Here is a 14,803-nt window from a genome sequence, read left to right as displayed (position 1 = left end):
CCAAAGTGTACCTTCGGGTACAGTCTGCGGCACGACGCCAGCCGGCGCCACCGAAACCATCTCGCTATGCCGCGTGGGCGAACACGGCTTTGCGGGTGCGTAGCAGGCCCGCCAGCATGAGTGTCACGTACGTGTAGGGCATCACCATGACGGGCTGGCCGGTCTCGGCGAAAAACCGTGTCGCCATGACGGCATCGTGAAGCCCGATCCACACCAGGCAGAAAACCAGGAACCACCACGCCCACTGCCGCCCTTCGCGCAGTGCGAAGCGCGATACCACCAGCACGGCGACCGCTGCCGCGGCGACGTTGACGCCCCCGACCGACCCGGACAACTCCACCCACGCCGTCGCGCCCGTGCCCAGAGCGGAGACATCGGAGAAGGAGAAGCCGAGATGTCCCAAACCTGTCCACAGGGGCGAGCCCGCGCGAACCACCCCGACCCACAGCGTCAGCAGGGTCATCAATCCCGCCATGAGTGGGACCAGCCCCGCGGCGAAGGTCAGCCACCACCCCGGCACGGTCGCGGTTGCCGGGTCGGGGTCACCCTGGCCGTGATCGGTCGGCGCGCTAGCAGGAGTCGTTTGGCTGGCCATGGACGTGCCTTTCGTTGAACAAGTAATCCGGGCAGGACCGGCAACCGATCGGTATGAGCCCCATGATTGCCGAACCTCTGTTGAGTGTTTCGCGCCCGGCGATGCGTTACACCCACGTGGCAGCTTCTGTAGCGATCGCAAAAGATGACCGAGCCACAACGGGCACCTGCATCGGTGCCGCTCGCGACTACGGCGTGCCGCAGAATCGTGGTTTTCTGATGTGACCTGCCGACACGATTCGCCGTGCACCGCGTGGGAAGCGCCGACGGACACTTGTACCCTTGAGTACAGTTTGGTTGACTCACGCTGATATCCGCCAGCGGACAGACGTCATCGGGCCTTGCTCGTCAGAGAGGTTCACGGTCTGGATCATGTTGTGGAACATGATTTGTCGATTCCGCTCTGCGCTCGCCCACAGGAGCGAGCGTCAAGCACGGCTGCGACCAACAGTGTCGAGCGCAGGCACGCGGCACAACGCCCGCCGGCGAGCATCGCGTATCGGCACCGATAATCGCGGACGGTCGCGGTGACGCCCGATGAGACAGCGCTGGTAGCCTCCTTGCGCAAAGGTGATCGCGGCGCATTTGAGCAACTGGTTGACACCCACACCGCGGCCATGCTGCGGGTGGCGCGTGGCTACGTGCGAGATCCTGAGACCGCCGAAGAAGTCGTCCAGGACACCTGGATTGCGTTCTTGAAGGGCCTTGGCGGCTTCGAGGGCCGATCGTCACTGCGCAACTGGCTGTTTGCTGTGCTCATCAACGTGGCGAAGGCACGCGGGATGCGAGAACGCCGACATGCCGAGAATCTCATCGCCGCATTCGGCAACCCGAGCGTTGATCCGTCCCGATTCCGCCCGGCAACTGACGACTTGCCCGGCCACTGGAAGGATCCGCCCGCGGCGTTCCCACAAACACCCGAAGGGTCGGTGTTGGCCGACGAGATGATGACGGTCGCCCGGCGGGCGGTGGATGGATTGCCCGGGATGCAACGAGCCGTGGTGACCATGCGCGATATTCTCGGATTCGACTCGGCTGAGGTCTGCGAGCTGTTACAGATCAGCGCGGGCAATCAGCGGGTACTCCTTCATCGTGGCCGGGCAGCGGCCCGCCAGGCGCTCGAGGATTATCTGGGAGGCTGTCGATGAATGACGATCCGGCTGCCAACAACGCCATGGATTGCAACGAGCTCGTTGAATTGATCACCGCCTATCTGGACCAAGACCTGGACCGGGCGACACTAACCCGCTTCGAAGCTCACCTGGAAGAGTGCGTTGGTTGTCGCAACTACCTGGAACAGTTCCGCGTCACCCTGCGCAGCCTTGGGCGCGTGCGCGACGAGCAACTTGACCCCGCTTTCCGCGACCGTCTTCTCAGCGCTTTCCACGACTGGTCGTAGCCTCACCCGTCGAACATCCCGACCTGGGACACTCGCGGCGTCACAGCGCGCGAAACAGCGCGTGACCGGGGCTGCTTCTCGTTAAAGGTGACCCGGGTCACACACAGAGCAACTCCCCTTTAGCGGCCTTCCCCCGGTTTCAGTGCTATCGCGCCCAGCACGAGGAACAGCCCGGCACCGGCGGTCGCGCCGATCAGCGTTGTCTTCGGTGCTCCGGCACGCACGGCAATCAGGGATGCGGCGACGTCGGCCGCGTCGCAGACGAGCCCGGCCTGCAGCACCGCCTTGTGTACACCCGGTTCCGGATGGTGCAAGGCAGCACCGAGAACGAGATCTCGCACGCCAAACAGTCGTGTGACAAGTCCGACGCTGGCGCCGCCGGGCAACTTGCCGAGACCGAACAGCCGCGAGCTGAGTGATGGTGCAGCCCAAGAGATTCCGCCGGCGAACATCCGCATGACGGACATCGTGGTGGCGGCGGGGTGCTGATTGCTGGTCATGGCTGCGGTCATCGAAGGCCCGATCGTTTGTTGTAGTAGTCGCTACAAAACTATCTAACCTGTAGTCGCGACTACAATCAAGGCCTAATGGGACACAAGTACACGCGGGAACAGATCCTCGACGATGCAGTCGAGATGGCGTTGACCGAGGGACTGAGCTCCCTGACCTTCGGTGCACTGGCCAAACACCTCGGCACCAGCGATCGCGTGATCGTCTATTACTTTCCGAGCAAGACCACGCTGGTCACCGACGTCCTACTGGAGGTCGGCAAGAAGCTTCAGCACACCCTCGCGCGCGCACTCACCGAACCGGCTGACGACCACCGGCAGCTGGTCAGGACCGCGTTCAAGGTTTTGGCCCGGGACGAATTCGATCCGCTCTTCGCGGTCTACTTCGAGGTCTGCGGTCTTGCCGCTGCCGGTGTAGCGCCGTACCACGACCTGGCGGCTCCACTGACTGAAGGCTGGATCGTCTGGCTGTCAGAGTTTTTCACCGGGACCGCAAAGCGACGGCGAGCCGAAGCCGAGGCCAGTCTCGCCCTCATCGACGGGTTGCTGTTGTTGCGGCAACTCGCCGGGCCGGCGGCGGACCGCGCCGCCAAAGCCCTGGGCGTGCGGTGAGTCACCTCAGTGACTACCGAATCGGCAGATGCTCAAGCCCGCCGCGGCAGCACTCGCGCAAGTGTGAAGCGCTATCGTCCTAGATTATGCCCGCGTTCGCACCGCCCTCGGCGCGGCGGCGACGCTATACGTTGCACGGCGTAGCGTCATGTCGGTCCGCGAGCTAATCGTCCTGGGCACCGCCAGTCAGGCGCCCACCCGACGCCGCAACCAGAACGGATACCTGTTGCGTTGGGACGGCGAGGGATTGATGTTCGATCCCGGGGAAGGCACCCAGCGGCAGATGCTGCTGGCCGGTGTCGCGATGAGCAGCGTGACGCGACTGTGCCTCAGCCATTTTCACGGTGATCATTGCCTCGGCGTGCCGGGGATCATTCAGCGCCTGTCCCTGGACGAGGCGCAGCACCGGGTGCACGCTTACTTCCCGGCTTCGGGTCAGGAGTATTTCACCCGACTGCATCACGCCTGCATCTTTCATGACCGTGCCGACATAGACGCACAGCCCGTCGCCGTTGACGGACCGATCGCGGCGGGAGAGTTCGGAGTGCTCGAAGCACGACGACTCGAGCACTCCGCCGATGCGATCGGCTATCGGCTGATCGAGCCCGACGGTCGAAGATTTGTACCCGAGTTACTGAAGCGCTTCGGGATCGACGGGCCCGCGGTGGGCGAACTGCATGCGGCAGGCTCCATCGATTGGGGCGGGCGGACGGTCGATTTGTCCGAGGTCAGTGAGGCGCGCCCGGGCCAACGGTTCGCCTTCGTCATGGACACCCGGCTGTGCGATGCGGTTTATGCCCTGGCCGACAATGTGGACCTGCTGGTGATCGAGGCGACGTTTCTGAGTCGGGACTCGGAGCTGGCCGCACGCTACGGACACCTCACGGCGCGACAGGCGGCGCGGGTTGCGGCCGAGTGCGGGGTGCGGCGGCTGGTGCTCACCCATTTCTCGCAGCGCTACACCGGCACCCGGGAACACCATGACGAGGCGGCAGAGGTCTTCGACGGAGACCTTGTCATCGCCGAGGACCTGGCGCGGATACGTGTCCCCGAGCGGCTCTGATCACCGCCGCTCAGCACACAGCTCGTGGTGGTAAAAGCCGTTGCCGCCCAGCCTTTTGGCCTGGTACATCGCGGCATCGGAAGCGGAGATCAGGTCGATCAGAAGAGCTTGGTGCTCGCCGGGTGTCGTCTCGTCCAGACGGGCGCAGGCGGTGCCGATACTGGCCGTCACCCCCACCGTCGAGCCGGCGATCTCAAGGCAGATCTGCTTGGCCAACTGCTCGGCGTTGCAGGCCTCAGAGGTGCCCGCCAGCAGAAATTCCTCGCCTCCGCTTCGGGCCACTACCGCCGCCTGTTCCTCGGCGACGGCCAGCAGCGACTGCGCAACCTGAACCAGGGCGTAGTCGCCGGCCGCGTGACCGCGTCTGTCATTGAGACCCTTGAAGTTGTCCAGGTCGACCACCAATACCACCAGGTGAGCGTCGACTCCGCGGCGGGCCAGCATCATCCCCAGCGCCTTGTGCGCAAACGCGCGCCGGTTCAGCAGGCCGGTCAGCGGGTCGCGATCGGCGCGCGAAAGGTCGCCTGCCAAAGCGCGGACCAGGACTGCGATGGCCAGCGGCAACGCGATGTTGACCTCGACCACCAGCCACAGGTCAACCACCGCGAGGGAGGGATGGCCCGCGTTCGCCAACCGCCCGGCCTCGAAGAGGCCGACGCCGGCGGCCACGGCGAAGTTGTACAGCACGAAGCCGGTCGTGTGGAAGAACGCCATGTACGCACCGAATGTGGCGAATGCGATGCACCCGATCAGCGCCGCCAGGGGCTTCGGATGCGCAAGACAGGCCAACGCGACCGCGATGTTGCACGTCAGGGCGAAGGCTACCGACTGCGCCCGGGTCGGCCACCGCCAAACCCACAGCAGGGCTCCGGCTGTTCCACCCGCTACGGCAGCCCAGGTCATGGCGACAGGCAACGCACCACGCGGGCCATCCGAGCCGGCCAATAGCACCAGCAGACACAACACCAACGATGTCGAAATAAAGGCCATCAGAACCCGGGTGGTGCCGCTGATGCCTCGCGCAGCCAGGTAGCCGGAGAGCCAGTCAAACTGATCCGTCCGCTGCCAGCGGCTGAAGATCCCAGGTCGACGCTTAATTGCTACCACCGATATCAAAGTCGAAGTGCCGGCCCGCCACATGCCCTTACCCCGGGGCCGAACACGCAGATTATTGCTGATACCCGTTGCGTTGGCGACCATTCGGAGCTTCAAATACTGATGGTCCGGTGATTGCCATTCGACCGTACTTTAGGTACCCACCGCGCCGTCGGGTGAATTGCACCGCACCCGTTCCGAGCCGCCGACAAAATGGGCCGGCCGCATCGGCGATGGGTCGTCCGACGACAGCCGCATGTCGGGGACAGCTCCTGGCGCGTCAATTGGTTGCCAGGCACTAATAAGTCCCGAATCCGCCGGGTGATTGTCGGGATAACGGTCGATGCGGAAATGCTCGGGATCGCCGAATACCTTCTCGCCGAAGTTCGCGGATTCGACGAGCAACATGAGCCGGGGTATTCGCGGGCGTCCCGCTTTTCCGAGGACGACAGGTAGCCGCTCCCTAGAGGGGGGCGACCCGGTCGGACCACGGCGCCGCCTGTTCCAGTTGCGCCGCTAAGCGGATCAACAGGGATTCGCCTCCCAGCGGTGCTACGAACTGGACGCCGAGCGGCAGGGAGTCGGCGGTCCAGTGCAGCGGTAGCGAGATTGCCGGGCGACCGGTCAGGTTGGCCAATTGGGTGTAGGGCACCCAGCCCAGGTTCTTCTCCACGAGGTCGTCGACGATCTTGGTGTGGCGCAGCAGGCCGGCGGTGCGCGTCTTGATCAACGCGTCGGATGCCCGCTGCAGCACGGCCGGTAGGTCGAACTCGCCGATCTTCGGCGGCGGCGTCGCCAGAGTCGGAGTCAGCAGCAGGTCGTACGACTCGAAGAAGCTGCTCAACCGAAGGGTGTGCTGGTGGCGGCGTTCAACGGCGTCCACATAAGCGATGCTGCTGGTGGCCCGACCCACTGCCGACATGATCAGCGTGTCGCGCTCGAATGACTCGTTGCCCGCACCGGTCAGGCGCTTGGCTTGGTCGACGTCCCAGGCGAGGTGGACAAACCAGGTGAGCAGGAAATCCCGGGCGAGTGCGGCGTCGTCGTACGGGGCCTGCGCCAGTTCCTCGACGTGGTGTCCTAGCCCGGTCAAGATCCGCACCGTCGCTTCGACGGCAGCGACGGCTTCCGGGTGCGGATCGGGGGTGATCGCCGATGGCACCCGCACACCGATCCGAAGCTTGCCCGGGTCCTGCGCCACCGCCGACGTGAAGGGCGCGGCGGGCAGGGCAGGCAGGTAGGGCCCGGACGGCTCGCCTCCGCAGATGACGTCCAGCATCGCGGCGGTGTCGCGGACGGTTCGTGACACGACGCCCTGCACCGCCGCCCCGTGCATCGATTCGCTGGTCGTCGGGCCCATCGGGGTGAGCCCGCGCCCCGGTTTGAGACCGACCAGGCCACAGCAGGCCGCCGGGATGCGGATCGACCCACCGCCATCGTTGGCGCCCGCGCACGGCACGATGCCGGCGGCAACGGCTGCGGCTGACCCTCCGGAGGATCCGCCCGGTGTTCGCTGCAGGTCCCACGGGTTGCGCGCCGGGCCCCACGCCTCCGATTCGGTGATCCCCTTCGCGCCGAACTCCGGAAGGTTGGTCTTGCCGAAGATGACCAGCCCGGCGTCGATCCACCGCTGCACGATGGTCGAGTGCTCGGCGACGGGCTCCGACATCAGGGCGCGGGACCCTTGCGAGCTGGGCAGGCCCGCGTAGTCCTGGGCGAGGTCCTTGATCAGGAAAGGGACGCCGGCGAACGGGCCTTCCAGCTGGTCCTGGGGGGAGGCCGGCACCTCGCGCACGATCGAGTTGATCCGGGGGTTGACCGCCGCGGCCCGATCCCGGGCGAGCGTGAGCAGCTCGGCCGCGGATACCTCCTTGTTAGCGACCAGCTTCGCCAATCCGGTGGCATCGTAGGTCCGGTACTCGTCGAAGTTCATGATCTGACCGTAGGTCCCGCAGTCGCCTTTCGGCTAAGCCTTGTTTCGGAATATTCGATACCGGCGATCCCGAGTGCATGGATCCCCAGCAGCGAGACGAAGACGCCCCGGCGTCGGTGCCCGAGGACGCGCGCGAGACGACCCCGGCGCAGCGCGTGGAGGAAGAACGACTGGAACACCGGGACGATGATCCCGACGCGCCCGCTTCGCGGCAATCGAACGACGAGATCGCCGACGAAAGCACACGCTAGGCGCTCAGAGACAGCGTCCGGCCGGCACCGCGGCCCGGTAACGACCGTTGCCGATCTCGGCCAGGAGTGTTGCGGTGCCGATTCTTCCGTCATCACCGGCCAGCACCGCCCGGCGAACGACTTCGCGGATGTCGCTACCGCTGGTGAGAGTCATCGCCTTGTCGTGGTTGTGGGTGGGCGGCAGCGGTCGACGATCGCAGCTGACCGAGCGGGTGGTCAGCTGGTTCTCGGGGCGAGTCGTGCAAGGATTCCGGGTAGCCGACGACGCGACGGAGGTTCCGATGCCTGGGCAGATCCCCTTGGTCGACTATCTGGTGCTCGACGACGGCGACCCGCACCTCGTAGCGCAGCAATGCACGCGTTGCGGCGCCCGGTTCTTCGATCGCCGGAATGCGTGCGCCCGTTGCTTCGCGACCGACTTCACCGGCGTCCCGGTCGCGACCGAGGGCACCGTGCGGACATTCACCATCGTCACCTTCGCCGCGCCCGGGATCCCCACCCCGTTCGTGGCCGCGGTCGTCGATTGCGACGGCACCCAGGTCCGGGCCAACCTGGTCAACGTCGAACCCGACCCCCGACACGTGCGGGACGGGATGAAAGTGCGGCTGGCCACCTACCCCATCGGCACCGACTCCGAAGGCACCGAGGCGGTCGGCTTCGGCTTCGAGCCCGCCGAGTGATCGAACGCGAAGGAGCACCATGAGCGCCAGTGACGACATCTGGATCCTCGGCATCCGGATGACCAAGTTCGGTAAGCATCCCGACCTTGACACGGTCGACCTTGCTGCCGAGGCGGCGATGGGCGCGCTGGCCGATGCCGGCGTGACGATGGCGGACATCGGTGTCCTGGCGGCCGGCAACCTGATGGCCGCCAATGCCGGCATCGGACAACAGCTTCAGAAACAGATCGGCCAGACCGGCATCCCGGTGTACAACGTGGCGAACGCCTGCGCCACCGGCGCCACCGCACTGCGTACCGCGATCATGGCGGTGAAGGCCGGTGAAGTCGCCTACGGAATGGCTGTCGGTGTCGAGAAACTCTCGGGCGCAGGCCTTCTCGGAGGCGGCGGGACGAAGAAGTCCGATGCCGACGTGTGGGAGCCGAAGGGGCGCTACGGGGCGGTGGCACCGGTCGACGGGCGGATCGGCACCGAGGCCATGCCGGGCGTTTTCGCCCAGATCGGCACCGAATACGGGCACAAGTACGGCGGCACCAGCTTCGAGTTGTTCGCCAGGATCAGCGAGAAGAATCACGTTCATTCGACGCTCAATCCTCTTGCCGCGTACCAGAAGAGGTTTACCCTCGAGCAGATCATGAACGACGTGATGATCGCTTACCCGAATACGCGGGCAATGTGCTCGGCTAATTGCGACGGTGCGGCGGCGGCGATCGTCTGCAACGGCGAGACGCTGAAATCGCTTTCGCTGGAACAACGGCGGCGCGCGGTGAAGGTGTCAGCGTCCGTGCTGACCACCGATCCCTACGAAGAGGGCTGCCAGGTCCTGCCGAACGTCAACACCCTGACCCGCAATGCCGCGACGACCGCTTACGAGCAGGCCGGAATCGGTCCGGCTGACCTTGACCTGGTCGAGCTGCACGACTGTTTCGCCACCGCCGAGTTGGTGCACTACGACAACCTGATGTTGTGCGAAGAGGGAGGCGCCGCAGACTTTTTCAACTCGGGCGCCACCTGGCGCGACGGCGCGAGGCCGGTCAATGTGTCCGGCGGCCTGCAGTCCAAAGGACACCCCATCGCGGCCACCGGCATCGCCAACATCTGGGAAATCTGCCATCACCTTCGCGGCGAGGCCGGTGACCGCCAGATCGACGGCGCCAAAGTGGGGCTGGCTCACGTCATCGGCTTGGGCTCGGCGTGCGGCGTGCACGTGCTGGAAAAGTCGGCCGTGTGACCGCACACCTGCGCTACGTCACGGACGCCGCGTAGATCTTTCCGATATTCGATCCCAGCTTCTCGTCGAACTCGGCATCGGTCTGATCGACGGTCAGACCTTCGGTGAGGGCACGCGAGAAGCTGGCGATGAGGCCGTGATTGCGCGCCAGGATCGCGCAGCTCTCGTCCAGGCTGTAGCCGCCGGACAGGGCGACCACGCGAAGAACCCGGGGATGCTCGATGAGCGGTGTGTAGAGGTTGTCCTCGCTGGGCAGGGTGAGCTTGAGCATCACCTGCGTATCCCCTGGCGCCTCATCGAGTTTCGCGCTCAACGCCGCCAGCAGCAAGTTGTCGGCCTTAGGCTTGTCGGGGCTCTTGATGCTCACCTCGGGCTCGATGATCGGCATCAGTCCGCGGTCGATGATCCGATAGGCGTAGTCGAACTGCTGGTCGACGATGGCCTTGATCCCCTGGTCGTTCGGCTCTTGAATGAACGAGCGCATCTTGGTGCCGAAGATTCGCTTCTCGACGGCCCGGTCCAGCAGGGAATCCAGCTTCGTCATGGGCTTCATGAGCTGTACGCCGTCATCCGCATCGGCGAGACCCTGGTCGACTTTGACGATCGGGACGATGCGCTTCTGGTCCCACAGATAGGCCGCGGTGTCCTGGCCGTCGATGGTTCGGTCCATGGTCTGCTCGAAGAGAATGGTGGCCAGGACCTGCTCGCCGGAGAAGCTGGGGCTGCACATGATGCGTTCCCGCATCTGGTGGATGAGGTCGAACATCTTTTCGTCGCTGTCGTACACGTCTTCCGAGATGCCGTACAGCTTCAAGGCTTTCGGACTGCTTCCGCCACTTTGATCCAGCGCGGCGATAAAGCCGGGCCGCGATGTCATCGCGGTGCGTTGCTCGTCGTTCATTGCGCTCCTTCCCCGGTGCGACCTTGCGCCTGGCCGGGGCGACGTCCGGGCCGTTGCGGCAGGATCACTATCAAAACGACCATAATCTCCGCATTGACGGCCGAGGCGAGCGGGCGGCTCAGGTCAAGCCCGTCCGACCGGGGCAGTCACCGACGGTCAGATCAGCCGGCAAGACTGGCCTTCATCGACGCGAGGGCGTCGCCGCTGTGTCGGGCGAGTTCAGCCGCCTCGTCAGGATTCAAGGCGGCCGCGAAGATCTCCGCCATGCGCTGGTTGGTCGCGTCCTCGACCTCGACGTAGCGGTCCTTCTTCTCGGAGCCGTCGTCAAAGGGCTCCGGCCAGGCGAACATCTTCGTGTACTCCGGGCCCTTGTTGAGCATGTGCGCTTCCACGGGGCTGATACCGGAGTGGGTGAGGACGTTGAAATGAACGGCAGCCCGCAACTCCCGCAGGATGAACATCACCTGCAGTGCGCGCGCCGGGGCGTCCTTGGCCAGCGGCATGATCCGCCAACCCGCATACAACGGCAGTCCCGCGCCCGGCGTCGCCGCGATGATCTTCTCTCCCAATTCCGCCAGCCGGTCCAGCCCCGCTGCACCGGCCAGATACTTGCGGCCGAAGTCGGCGGTCTGTTGCCAATACCACTCGGCAGCACCGGCCGCCCCGCGCACCGCGACACCTTCGTCCCACAGGGCCCCGAGAGATTTCGGCTCGAATACGACGAACGCCGAGCTGACCGTCTCACCGCTGACGTCGCCCAGCACCCCGCCGCGACCGGCGACATATCCGGCCAGCGGGTTCTGGTAACCGGCCGCGATGCTCTCGGCGAAAGTTTCCGGGTGCAGCATGAACACCGCCACAGCCTGCTGAATAGGGTCTCCCGCGGCACGGGCCGCTTCGGCTATGCCGGTGTCGGTCATCGCGACTCTCCTTCGCTGTTGCGCCAACCTGCAGCCTGAAACAATCCCCTCATGGGCGTCAAGGCGCACGATGGGGAACGGTGCCCCTGCGGCTCGGCCGACAGCTACGCCGACTGCTGCCGGCCATTGCACATCGGCGAACGTGGCGCCGCCACCGCCCTGGCCCTGATGCGCTCCCGCTTCAGCGCTTTCGCACTGGGCGACGCCGATTATCTTCTCCTCAGCTGGCATCCCCGCACTCGACCGCAGCGACTGCACCTGGACAGCGACGTCGTGTGGCGTCGGTTGCAGATCGTCGACACCGAAGCCGGTGCCCAGGACGACACCACCGGGGTGGTGGAATTTCGCGCCCAGTACGTGCGCCACGGCAGCCGCCGGATGCTGCACGAACGCAGCCGGTTCACGCGGGAGAAGGGCCGCTGGTTGTATGTCGACGGGGACGCGCTGGATTGACGTCGGGCATCAGCGGCAAAGCTCAGGAATGGCGTACCGCGAGGGATTCTGCGTCACCCGTTCCCGGTACACAGGCCCTGCGAAGACAGCCACCCGTGAATGCGCTCAGCCACGGCAGCCCACCGGGGATCGAGCATCATGTCGTGGCCTGAGCCGCGGAAGATTTCCGCCCGGGTGCGGTAGGCGCGTGCCGTCGCATGCACTTCCTTTTCCGTGATCGAACGATCAAGTTCTGCACCGAGGACGAGCAACGGTTCGAAACGCGTTGCGGCCGAACGCGATGTACGAGCATCGTGTCGAGAACCGCCCGCGGGCTCTTCTCTTGGAACATACCCGCCCCGCGGGCAACATCCGCGTCAGCGACGTCTGCTGCGAAAAAGCCTCACGCGCCCGCGCGGGGGTGTTGATCAACCCGAGCGAATTCCGGGTGAGCGCAGCCCTGACCATGCGCCATGGATGCCGTCGAAAATTGCGGAGCATGAACCGGTAGAGCCCGTGGGGGGTGCCGAGGCCAGCAGTGCACCGGCCGGCGCGCCTACTCACAACGCGGCCGCGGTCAACGCAGGCGCTCGACCATCGGCCGGGACGCGCTCACACCGACCGAACGTGACGTCGTTCAGTTGCTCGGACAAGGAATGGCCAACAAAGAAATCGCCGCCCAACTGTTCATCTCCCCGCGCACCGTACAAACTCACCTCACCCACTCCTACGCCAAACTCGGCGTCACTTCCCGCGCAGGCATCATTCGTGAGGCGGCCCGACACAGCTCATGCGGTCACCGACCCTGGAACACGGGCGCCCGCTTCTGAAAGCGGGCCACTTGCGCCTCCACGGCGTCTTGACTCTTCCACGCCGCCTCGAACATCTCTTGATGAACGGGCTTTTCGGTGTCCCAGGCGCCATCGTCATTGAGCACCCGCTTGGCATGCTCTAGCGACAGCGGAGCCAGCCCGGCGATCTCGTGTGCCCACTGCTGAGCGTCCTCGAGAGTGCCTATACGGTTCGCCATCCCGCACAACAGCGCCTCATCGGCAGGGAGTTTCTGAGCCGCCATCAGCATGGCGCGGGCGCGCCCGTGACCCACCAGGGAGGTGAGCCGCCGGACCGTCCAGGTATCGGCGGCAAGCCCGTATTTAGCTACTGGGAGTTGAAAATACGCATTCGGTTCAACCACCCGGAGGTCGCAGATGATCGCCAGCTGTACACCGGCTCCGATGACGGGACCGTTGATGGCTGCGACGACCGGCACCGGCGTGTGGTCGATCGCCGCGTTGAGCGCTATGGCCTTGTCCATCAATTCATCGATGAGGTTCTCCGCAGAGGCAGCCCCCGACCCCGACAGGTCCATTCCGGAACAGAAGACGCTGCCCTCACCGGTCAGGACGATGGCCTTCAGACCGTCTGCGGCAGCGCCCTCGAACGTCACCCGGAGTTCATCGATCACAGCGGCGTTGAGGGCGTTGCGCCGTTCCGGCCGCTGTATCCGAACCGTCAGCACGTCAGCGTCTCGCGAGAGCCCGATCACTGCGCGACCTCGTCACTACCGCAGTTGTCCCGGCATTGATCCCGCACCGCTTCTCCCCTTACCTGTCCACTCATCCGAACGACGCTAAAAATTCAGGCCCGAGAACATGATCCGCCCGGGGTCGTACTTCTGGCGCACGGCGCTCAGCCGCGAAAGATTCGAACCGAAGTATCGACCCGACGGCTGGTTTGCCTCGAGGTAGTTCACGTACCCACCGACCGAATACTCTCGCACCGCCTGGTGTGCGGTGCCGAGCCAGGCCGTCGCGGCCGACGGTGAGCCCGATGTCTCGACGTACCACTGCACCAGCGCGGACTGCTTTCGCCACGGAAACGCGGTGGCGCCTGGCGCCACGGTGGCCATGGCACCGTCCAGCGCATGCATGATCGCCAGCATGCGGCCCGCGTTGCGTGGGAAGGCGTCGACCGCCGCTGCGATCCCCTGGGCGGTCGCCGGAGTGATCGTCGTGAAAACATCTGAGCCGCCGACATACCCGAGGGGTGCCGGGTTGAGGTTGTTGACGGCCAGATAGCGCACCAGGTCGAGATAATTGAACGTATTGTTCTCGGTGCCGGTCGGCTGCACGCCGACAGCCGAAATAATCGCCGCCGCAACGCTGTTGCCCGAACCCGCCGGGCAGGTTGCGAGGATCCGGCAATGCGTGCCCGTCGCGTCGGTGGTGCTGTCCGCGAGTGCCCAGCTGTTCCTATCGGCGCTTCGCAGCCAGTTCTGCCAACCGACGAGGACCTGCGCGAACGATTGCGGCGCGAAGTTCAGGTTGACGGTGTCGACATCCTGGGTCGGGAAGGTGGCGAAACTCAGCGAGGTGGTGACGCCGAAGTTGCCGCCACCGCCACCACGCAACGCCCAGAACAGGTCCGGGTTGCTGGACGCGGACGCCGTCACCGCTTGCCCTCCGGGTAGCACCACCTGAGCCGAGGTCAACTGGTCACACAGCAGGCCCGCGTGCCGGGACTGGGCGCCCAGTCCGCCGCCCAGGGCATGCCCCGCGGCGCCGACCGTCGGGCAGGTGCCGGTCGGGATGCCCCGGCCTGCGGCGGCCAGAACCTGATGCACCTCATACAGACCCGTCGCGGGAGTGACCGTCACCTGACCGCTAGCGGCGTCGTAATGGACGTCGCCCGGCAACTGGCGCAGATCGAGCACCATGGTTCCATTCGCCGTGGAGGCCCCGGTGTAGGAATGCCCACCGCTGCGCGGCGCGACCTTGAGCTTGTTGGCAGTGGCGAACGCCATCGCCTTCTGCACGTCCGCCGGTGACCTCGGCGTGACGATCGCCGCTGGCGTCGCGTCGTTGTAGTTGGTGTTGAACACCTGCTTGGCCGGCCCGAATTGGGCGCTACCGGGTTGGATGACCTGCCCGCCCAGAGCGGTGGAAAGACCGTCCCAGCCGGACGCGACCGGATCGGCCGCCACCCTGCCAGGTCCGAACACCACGCCGGCAGCCAACGCGCCGGCCGCACCCCGCAGCAACGTCTGCCGCGAGATCTGTGCCCGGCGTTCCGTCATATCCGGATCGTCACCCCTGAGGCGACCCGAGCCGGGCTGACGCGTCGCCGCCCGGTCGAACCGTGGCCGAACCTTTACTTTGTGACCTTGCTTTCATGTCCTTTACC

19 protein-coding genes and 1 pseudogene are annotated in these 14,803 nt (G+C 65.4%); 10 read left to right on the top strand and 10 right to left on the bottom strand.

Translation table 11 applies throughout. From position 1 onward, the window contains the following. Positions 1–64: 64 nt before the first annotated feature. Positions 65–595 carry a hypothetical protein gene (locus ACX9NE_RS01280; protein ID WP_459360115.1) on the bottom strand — a complete coding sequence of 177 codons (531 nt, stop codon included), beginning with the start codon at positions 593–595 and terminating at the stop codon, positions 65–67. A gap of 53 nt (positions 596–648) precedes the next feature. On the opposite strand from ACX9NE_RS01280, the gene ACX9NE_RS01275 reads away from it, so the two are divergent. The 3 genes from ACX9NE_RS01275 (at position 649) to ACX9NE_RS01265 (ending at position 1,993) form a co-directional block, all read left to right on the top strand. Beyond that, entirely contained in the window at positions 649–819 is a 171-nt protein-coding gene (locus tag ACX9NE_RS01275; protein ID WP_459360116.1) for a hypothetical protein, read from the top strand. A 302-nt stretch (positions 820–1,121) separates the two neighbouring features. Then, entirely contained in the window at positions 1,122–1,742 is a 621-nt protein-coding gene (locus tag ACX9NE_RS01270) for an RNA polymerase sigma factor (RefSeq protein WP_459360117.1), read from the top strand. Next, positions 1,739–1,993, top strand: a complete 255-nt coding sequence (locus tag ACX9NE_RS01265; RefSeq protein WP_459360118.1) for an anti-sigma factor family protein — start codon at positions 1,739–1,741, stop codon at positions 1,991–1,993. Before ACX9NE_RS01270 ends, ACX9NE_RS01265 begins: the two co-directional genes overlap by 4 nt. A 119-nt stretch (positions 1,994–2,112) precedes the next feature. Here the strand turns inward: ACX9NE_RS01265 and ACX9NE_RS01260 are convergent, their stop codons facing one another. After that, on the bottom strand, positions 2,113–2,493 hold the full coding sequence (locus ACX9NE_RS01260) for a hypothetical protein (RefSeq protein ID WP_459360119.1): 381 nt from the start codon (positions 2,491–2,493) through the stop codon (positions 2,113–2,115). Between the two features lie 87 nt (positions 2,494–2,580). Here ACX9NE_RS01260 and ACX9NE_RS01255 point away from each other — a divergent pair, with 87 nt between their 5' ends. Both ACX9NE_RS01255 and ACX9NE_RS01250 read left to right on the top strand, forming a co-directional pair. After that, the gene (locus ACX9NE_RS01255; RefSeq protein ID WP_459360120.1) at positions 2,581–3,114 is read left to right on the top strand and encodes a TetR/AcrR family transcriptional regulator; all 534 of its coding nucleotides are present in this window, start codon (positions 2,581–2,583) and stop codon (positions 3,112–3,114) included. 148 nt (positions 3,115–3,262) lie between these two features. After that, on the top strand, positions 3,263–4,177 hold the full coding sequence (locus tag ACX9NE_RS01250; RefSeq protein WP_459360121.1) for a ribonuclease Z: 915 nt from the start codon (positions 3,263–3,265) through the stop codon (positions 4,175–4,177). Here the strand turns inward: ACX9NE_RS01250 and ACX9NE_RS01245 are convergent, their stop codons facing one another. From ACX9NE_RS01245 to ACX9NE_RS01235, 3 genes are all read right to left on the bottom strand, one after another. After that, a complete protein-coding gene (locus ACX9NE_RS01245) occupies positions 4,178–5,284 on the bottom strand; it encodes a GGDEF domain-containing protein (RefSeq protein ID WP_459360122.1) in 1,107 nt (368 codons plus the stop codon). Positions 5,285–5,425: 141 nt separating this feature from the next. After that, the gene (locus ACX9NE_RS01240) at positions 5,426–5,680 is read right to left on the bottom strand and encodes a hypothetical protein (RefSeq protein WP_459360123.1); all 255 of its coding nucleotides are present in this window, start codon (positions 5,678–5,680) and stop codon (positions 5,426–5,428) included. A gap of 55 nt (positions 5,681–5,735) precedes the next feature. Further along, complete coding sequence (locus ACX9NE_RS01235; protein ID WP_459360124.1) at positions 5,736–7,205, bottom strand: amidase; 1,470 nt, start codon at positions 7,203–7,205, stop codon at positions 5,736–5,738. A gap of 77 nt (positions 7,206–7,282) precedes the next feature. Between ACX9NE_RS01235 and ACX9NE_RS01230 the strand changes: the two genes are divergently transcribed. After that, on the top strand, positions 7,283–7,456 hold the full coding sequence (locus ACX9NE_RS01230) for a hypothetical protein (protein ID WP_459360125.1): 174 nt from the start codon (positions 7,283–7,285) through the stop codon (positions 7,454–7,456). 4 nt (positions 7,457–7,460) lie between these two features. Here the strand turns inward: ACX9NE_RS01230 and ACX9NE_RS01225 are convergent, their stop codons facing one another. Beyond that, positions 7,461–7,610 carry a hypothetical protein gene (locus ACX9NE_RS01225; protein WP_459360126.1) on the bottom strand — a complete coding sequence of 50 codons (150 nt, stop codon included), beginning with the start codon at positions 7,608–7,610 and terminating at the stop codon, positions 7,461–7,463. A gap of 127 nt (positions 7,611–7,737) precedes the next feature. Between ACX9NE_RS01225 and ACX9NE_RS01220 the strand changes: the two genes are divergently transcribed. Beyond that, the gene (locus ACX9NE_RS01220; RefSeq protein WP_459360355.1) at positions 7,738–8,136 is read left to right on the top strand and encodes a Zn-ribbon domain-containing OB-fold protein; all 399 of its coding nucleotides are present in this window, start codon (positions 7,738–7,740) and stop codon (positions 8,134–8,136) included. Positions 8,137–8,155: 19 nt separating this feature from the next. Continuing rightward, positions 8,156–9,367, top strand: coding sequence for a thiolase family protein (locus tag ACX9NE_RS01215; RefSeq protein ID WP_459360127.1), 1,212 nt, complete (start codon positions 8,156–8,158; stop codon positions 9,365–9,367). A 13-nt stretch (positions 9,368–9,380) separates the two neighbouring features. Here the strand turns inward: ACX9NE_RS01215 and ACX9NE_RS01210 are convergent, their stop codons facing one another. Continuing rightward, on the bottom strand, positions 9,381–10,268 hold the full coding sequence (locus tag ACX9NE_RS01210) for a fructose bisphosphate aldolase (protein WP_459360128.1): 888 nt from the start codon (positions 10,266–10,268) through the stop codon (positions 9,381–9,383). Positions 10,269–10,429: 161 nt separating this feature from the next. Continuing rightward, complete coding sequence (locus ACX9NE_RS01205; RefSeq protein ID WP_459360129.1) at positions 10,430–11,188, bottom strand: SCO6745 family protein; 759 nt, start codon at positions 11,186–11,188, stop codon at positions 10,430–10,432. Between the two features lie 51 nt (positions 11,189–11,239). Between ACX9NE_RS01205 and ACX9NE_RS01200 the strand changes: the two genes are divergently transcribed. Together ACX9NE_RS01200 and ACX9NE_RS01195 are read left to right on the top strand one after the other, a co-directional pair. Then, on the top strand, positions 11,240–11,641 hold the full coding sequence (locus tag ACX9NE_RS01200; RefSeq protein WP_459360130.1) for a YchJ family protein: 402 nt from the start codon (positions 11,240–11,242) through the stop codon (positions 11,639–11,641). A 533-nt stretch (positions 11,642–12,174) separates the two neighbouring features. Further along, a pseudogene (locus tag ACX9NE_RS01195) lies at positions 12,175–12,450 on the top strand (response regulator transcription factor); the annotation flags it as partial. On the opposite strand, the gene ACX9NE_RS01190 reads toward ACX9NE_RS01195, so the two are convergent. Together ACX9NE_RS01190 and ACX9NE_RS01185 are read right to left on the bottom strand one after the other, a co-directional pair. Then, positions 12,417–13,166, bottom strand: coding sequence for an enoyl-CoA hydratase (locus ACX9NE_RS01190; RefSeq protein ID WP_459360131.1), 750 nt, complete (start codon positions 13,164–13,166; stop codon positions 12,417–12,419). The pseudogene ACX9NE_RS01195 and the gene ACX9NE_RS01190 sit on opposite strands and share 34 nt — an antisense overlap. Positions 13,167–13,250: 84 nt before the next feature. Continuing rightward, the gene (locus ACX9NE_RS01185; RefSeq protein WP_459360132.1) at positions 13,251–14,696 is read right to left on the bottom strand and encodes an FAD-binding oxidoreductase; all 1,446 of its coding nucleotides are present in this window, start codon (positions 14,694–14,696) and stop codon (positions 13,251–13,253) included. Between the last annotated feature and the right edge of the window lie 107 nt (positions 14,697–14,803).

This window comes from Mycobacterium sp. ML4 (assembly GCF_054515735.1).
This window is presented reverse-complemented; position numbering and strand designations above follow the sequence as displayed.

Bases quoted from the DNA above. Each gene is read 5' to 3' on its own strand.
- ACX9NE_RS01250 (WP_459360121.1), top strand. From the start codon at position 3,263: ATGTCGGTCCGCGAGCTAATCGTCCTGGGCACCGCCAGTCAGGCGCCC.
- ACX9NE_RS01215 (WP_459360127.1), top strand. From the start codon at position 8,156: ATGAGCGCCAGTGACGACATCTGGATCCTCGGCATCCGGATGACCAAG.
- ACX9NE_RS01240 (WP_459360123.1), bottom strand. From the start codon at position 5,680: ATGTTGCTCGTCGAATCCGCGAACTTCGGCGAGAAGGTATTCGGCGAT.
- ACX9NE_RS01255 (WP_459360120.1), top strand. From the start codon at position 2,581: ATGGGACACAAGTACACGCGGGAACAGATCCTCGACGATGCAGTCGAG.
- ACX9NE_RS01205 (WP_459360129.1), bottom strand. From the start codon at position 11,188: ATGACCGACACCGGCATAGCCGAAGCGGCCCGTGCCGCGGGAGACCCT.
- ACX9NE_RS01200 (WP_459360130.1), top strand. From the start codon at position 11,240: ATGGGCGTCAAGGCGCACGATGGGGAACGGTGCCCCTGCGGCTCGGCC.
- ACX9NE_RS01220 (WP_459360355.1), top strand. From the start codon at position 7,738: ATGCCTGGGCAGATCCCCTTGGTCGACTATCTGGTGCTCGACGACGGC.
- ACX9NE_RS01260 (WP_459360119.1), bottom strand. From the start codon at position 2,493: ATGACCAGCAATCAGCACCCCGCCGCCACCACGATGTCCGTCATGCGG.
- ACX9NE_RS01225 (WP_459360126.1), bottom strand. From the start codon at position 7,610: ATGACTCTCACCAGCGGTAGCGACATCCGCGAAGTCGTTCGCCGGGCG.
- ACX9NE_RS01275 (WP_459360116.1), top strand. From the start codon at position 649: ATGAGCCCCATGATTGCCGAACCTCTGTTGAGTGTTTCGCGCCCGGCG.
- ACX9NE_RS01280 (WP_459360115.1), bottom strand. From the start codon at position 595: ATGGCCAGCCAAACGACTCCTGCTAGCGCGCCGACCGATCACGGCCAG.
- ACX9NE_RS01185 (WP_459360132.1), bottom strand. From the start codon at position 14,696: ATGACGGAACGCCGGGCACAGATCTCGCGGCAGACGTTGCTGCGGGGT.
- ACX9NE_RS01265 (WP_459360118.1), top strand. From the start codon at position 1,739: ATGAATGACGATCCGGCTGCCAACAACGCCATGGATTGCAACGAGCTC.
- ACX9NE_RS01230 (WP_459360125.1), top strand. From the start codon at position 7,283: ATGGATCCCCAGCAGCGAGACGAAGACGCCCCGGCGTCGGTGCCCGAG.
- ACX9NE_RS01235 (WP_459360124.1), bottom strand. From the start codon at position 7,205: ATGAACTTCGACGAGTACCGGACCTACGATGCCACCGGATTGGCGAAG.
- ACX9NE_RS01210 (WP_459360128.1), bottom strand. From the start codon at position 10,268: ATGAACGACGAGCAACGCACCGCGATGACATCGCGGCCCGGCTTTATC.